General features: G+C 54.6%; 5 protein-coding genes. 1 reads left to right on the top strand and 4 read right to left on the bottom strand.

Going from position 1 to position 3,977, the window contains the following annotated elements; translation table 11 throughout:
* Together CE491_RS17930 and aqpZ are read right to left on the bottom strand one after the other, a co-directional pair.
* Nucleotides 1-199 (bottom strand): hypothetical protein (locus CE491_RS17930; protein WP_199885159.1); only part of this gene is annotated, 199 nt, incomplete at its 3' end.
* Nucleotides 200-654: 455 nt separating this feature from the next.
* The gene (gene aqpZ, locus CE491_RS17935; protein WP_110949666.1) at nucleotides 655-1,347 is read right to left on the bottom strand and encodes an aquaporin Z; all 693 of its coding nucleotides are present in this window, start codon (nucleotides 1,345-1,347) and stop codon (nucleotides 655-657) included.
* Between the two features lie 572 nt (nucleotides 1,348-1,919).
* Here aqpZ and CE491_RS17940 point away from each other — a divergent pair.
* Nucleotides 1,920-3,170 carry a hypothetical protein gene (locus CE491_RS17940; RefSeq protein ID WP_110949667.1) on the top strand — a complete coding sequence of 417 codons (1,251 nt, stop codon included), beginning with the start codon at nucleotides 1,920-1,922 and terminating at the stop codon, nucleotides 3,168-3,170.
* Between the two features lie 191 nt (nucleotides 3,171-3,361).
* Here the strand turns inward: CE491_RS17940 and CE491_RS17945 are convergent, their stop codons facing one another.
* Complete coding sequence (locus tag CE491_RS17945; RefSeq protein WP_110949668.1) at nucleotides 3,362-3,748, bottom strand: antiterminator Q family protein; 387 nt, start codon at nucleotides 3,746-3,748, stop codon at nucleotides 3,362-3,364.
* A partial coding sequence (locus CE491_RS17950) for a hypothetical protein (RefSeq protein WP_110949678.1) occupies nucleotides 3,745-3,977 on the bottom strand: 233 nt, incomplete at its 5' end. The genes CE491_RS17945 and CE491_RS17950, both read right to left, overlap by 4 nt.

The following is a 3,977-nucleotide window of genomic DNA, read 5'->3' on the forward strand; positions in this document are numbered from 1 at the left end:
TCTGTTCGTCGGTGGACTGGCCGCCCGTTCGCCACGCAGTCAGGGTCAGTTCCAGGCGCCTGAAAGACACGCCCTGCGGCTCGCCCATGGAACGAACCATGTGATAAGCGGAAGTCACCGGGTCGGCCAGCGCGATAAGAGAGAAACAGGACAGGCATGCGGCGAGCGCAAAACCCAGGTACATAGTAAGTCGCTTCATCATTCGGCATTCCTCGTTGGTTGGTTTTTCTTCAAGCACAAAAAAGCCCCGCACAACGGCAGGGCTCGACAATGAGTTTGGGGCATAAAAAAGCCCGACACGATGGCCGGGCTTAGTCCGCGTTTCCCGCTTGGCTGGAGTACCCAGTAAAAACGCAGGCACACACCATACCAAAAAATCGGGTTATCGCCTTGCGATGAGGCTGGAATGGTTCCTACCCCTCAACCCAACCATGCATCGGCGAGGATTTGTTGCTGAGGAGAGAGGTAGGAGACCGGATCATGCCAAATCCAAACTCGGCAGGCAATAAAAAACCGGTTCAGTGCCAGGTAGGCCTGTATCAGAGATACAGGGGCTGTACATCATCCGGAGATCAACCCGGATGGCCTGCCGAAACAGGACTTCAGTTGTAAATCAGGAAAGCTGGGATTGAAGAACCCGGCCTAGATGATCACTTAACGGTCGTCAGCCAACAAATACCGATGAATTAAGCCACCAGCCGCGCCGCCAAGCAGAGGAACGACCCAGAATACCCACAACTGGGACAGCGCCCAGCCTCCCTGAAAAATGGCTACCCCTGTACTACGGGCTGGGTTTACCGACGTATTGGTCACGGGAATGCTGATCAAGTGAATCAAGGTTAACGCTAGACCAATGGCGAGGGGGGCGAAGCCTGCTGGTGCCCTCTTATCGGTGACGCCGAGGATGACCAATAGGAAAAAGGCCGTCAGCACAAACTCTGTGACTACCGCCGACGCTAGGGAGAATCCACCTGGAGAATGCTCACCAAAACCATTGGTAGCAAACCCAGCAGTGACGTCGAAGCCAGCCTTGCCACTGGCGATCAGGTACAGGACAGCACCTGCAGCAATCGCGCCGACAACCTGAGTTACAACGTAGGGGACAACGTCCTTGGCACTGATTCGTCCGCCCGCAAGAAGCCCTATGGTGACTGCTGGGTTGAAGTGCCCACCGGAGATATGGCCAACAGCGTAAGCCATAGTCAACACGGTCAGACCAAATGCCAACGCAACGCCAGCGAATCCAATGCCAAGTTCTGGGAATGCTGCAGCAAGAACGGCGCTACCACACCCACCTAATACGAGCCAGAATGTGCCGAAAAACTCGGCTGCCAAACGCTTACCCATCATGCATCTCCTTAAATTTAGATGTAAGGAGAAAAGCGTAGCATTACTCTTTGATTCATGAGTCTTTTTTCAGCGACCAGCATTAACCGTCTAGCCGCAACCCAAGCACCTATCTGCGCCCGCAGAGCAAGGAGCTGGCGCTTTCGCCTTGATTCACAACATGAACCCTTGCTGTATCTGCCGCATGCGCAAAATCCAGAAAACAGAAATCGCAGCGCTGGGAGTAGGCTCGGAATTTTTTGAATCGAGTCAGATTGTAATCCGTCGACTATTCCGTCATCGAAGGTCAGCCGAACGACGGAGCGCCGTGAATACCGCCAGCGGCCAGCAACTCAACATCGTGATAGCCTTTGCGAAAAGCATATGTATCGCGTTTACGAAGAATATGTTGATCTCCGTAGATGTAGCCACGATGCTTTCGTAGATTACCGGACGTATGAATAGAACAGTCTGTTGGCGGATAGGAAAAAGGCCTTATCTGCAGGTTTTCAAATCAAACATCTTCGACGTTTACGACTCGAGCACCAGCCACCAGGTCAGTGAGAAGCACCAATGATTGCTATCCAAGTATCATGAAGAACGAAATCAAACCATCGTACAGCTATCTTCCCGGCATCATCATATCCTTGCTTCTTGCAGGGTGGCTGGCATTCCTGGGACTCATAGCCGTTGCCTCTGACGATCTGGGCTGGGGTGCAATGGGCCTCGGTATCGGCGCAATCGGTATCGGCGGGCCGCTGGCGCTCCTCCTTCTGATATTTTGGATTGTCTATATGGTCCGCAGTCGCGGCCAGTTGCCGGGCCGCATCCATGCTCTCCTCATTCTGCCGACCCTTTGTGCAGCGCTGGTAATTCCGATGGGAGAGTCAGTTAAAGAGCAAAGCCGAACCCGCTTCACTGATGTGCATCCGCCGATCACGGAGATCCATGTCAACCTCAGCGGACACAATTTAGGACTCGATGACGGTCCCTCAGCCGCCAGTAGTGGTACCGGGCCGTTATTGTCGGCTGACCGCCCCGACAAGTTCGTAAAACTAACCCGCTACCCAAGTCCCGAGGCAATCCAAACACAGAGCTTTCCGTATGACGGCACTCATCTGAAAGCCGACGTCGACATGTACCGATATATGAAAATTCCTTATTACGATGCGCCGCCAGCGCATCCTCCTTTGCCCATGCACCGTCTCCCCTACCCCGACTTGAAAAGCCTTTCTCATATCACGGGCGAAAGAGAGGGCACGCTGTTGGTTCATATCTATTTCCACTATGCCGACCATGTGGATGCCGCTCCCGCTATGGCGAGTTTCGTGGGAACGAGGGACATTCCGACGAGCGACGAAGCTTCACAGAAACCGGTCATTTTCGACGTCTATAACTACCTGCCCTCGCCAATCGTACGAGTGGAAGTGAACGGCCAGACGATCGATCTAGGCGACTATGCAGTGCGAAGCACGCCTGCTTTACCCTCTCCCTGTCGCAACTTTCCCACTCCAAGTGGTGGCGCCTTCGTCGATCCCGGGCAACCGCTGACGTTGCGCTGGCAGACACTCGATGAACCGAAACGCTGGAGTATGGCTACGGTGGACGTTCCTCGATTCTCTAGTCCGTTACCGGAAAACGAAAAAAAAGAGCCGGTCCGGGTTCTTCTCTATTTTTTGCCCGATGGGGCGGTCGCTGCCGAGCGCTATCTGGAAATAGGAGGGCGTGACGGCAAGCTGGCGATACGTGCGACCGGATTGCCGCCACCGGCCGTTCGTTATGCGTCCTGCGGCAACATATTTTCCCGCTACGATCCTGATACGGTCAAACTGCTGGTGAACTGATGAGAGAATAAAATTGCGATGCATCCAGCGAATCTCGAAACGCAGGTTTATCCGGTGAGGTAGGCCTTTTTTCCACCGCGACAAACGACAAACCCCAGCGCTTAGCTGGGGTCTGAATATCTGGGTGTCGCGCTGAATGCGTTGAACACCGTGCCATGAAAACAGGTCTTTATGTGTACGGAAAGACTTTTTTACGCAGCATCAACAGATCGGTCTAACGCTCCATCGATCCAAGCCACTCCAGCCTTAATCAGCTCCCATGCCTTGCGCTCGGACATGCTGTGTTCCCTTGCGATGCGGTTAGCCGGCCACTTCCCGCCGAAGTAGTACCACACGAAGTCTCCCATCTGCTGCTCACGCTTCGTCAGCCTGGCCAACACCCCATCCACGATCATCGCCAGGTCGTCCGTGATGACATACGTCTGACTGCTTGGCTCAGGATTGAACTGATTCATCATCGCGGCCACAGGCGACACATACCGGGGAACTCCCATTCCAGACATCCGCCAGCTGCCCCACTGTTCCAGTAGGTACTCGGTATCACCCAACGGCTTGTCGGTGTACGTTCGTTTCTTCATGCCGCCTTCCTCGGATCTGGATCACTCAAGCCGAACAGGTCACGAAGCAACCGGTCAGCGACAATGTTTTTGGCATTCCCTTCCAGCAGCCAGCGCTGCCCGTAGTCGTGGAAGCCGATCTGCAACCGGCTGGAGTGCCAGCTGGCGACGATGGTCAGCAGTGTGGCCAGCGCCGCCGGCCCGCCCATCTTGACCTTGGCCAACTCCTCGCCGGCGATCTTGAGAAATT

Origin of the sequence: Pseudomonas bohemica (assembly GCF_002934685.1) — a bacterium.
GTDB lineage: Bacteria > Pseudomonadota > Gammaproteobacteria > Pseudomonadales > Pseudomonadaceae > Aquipseudomonas > Aquipseudomonas bohemica.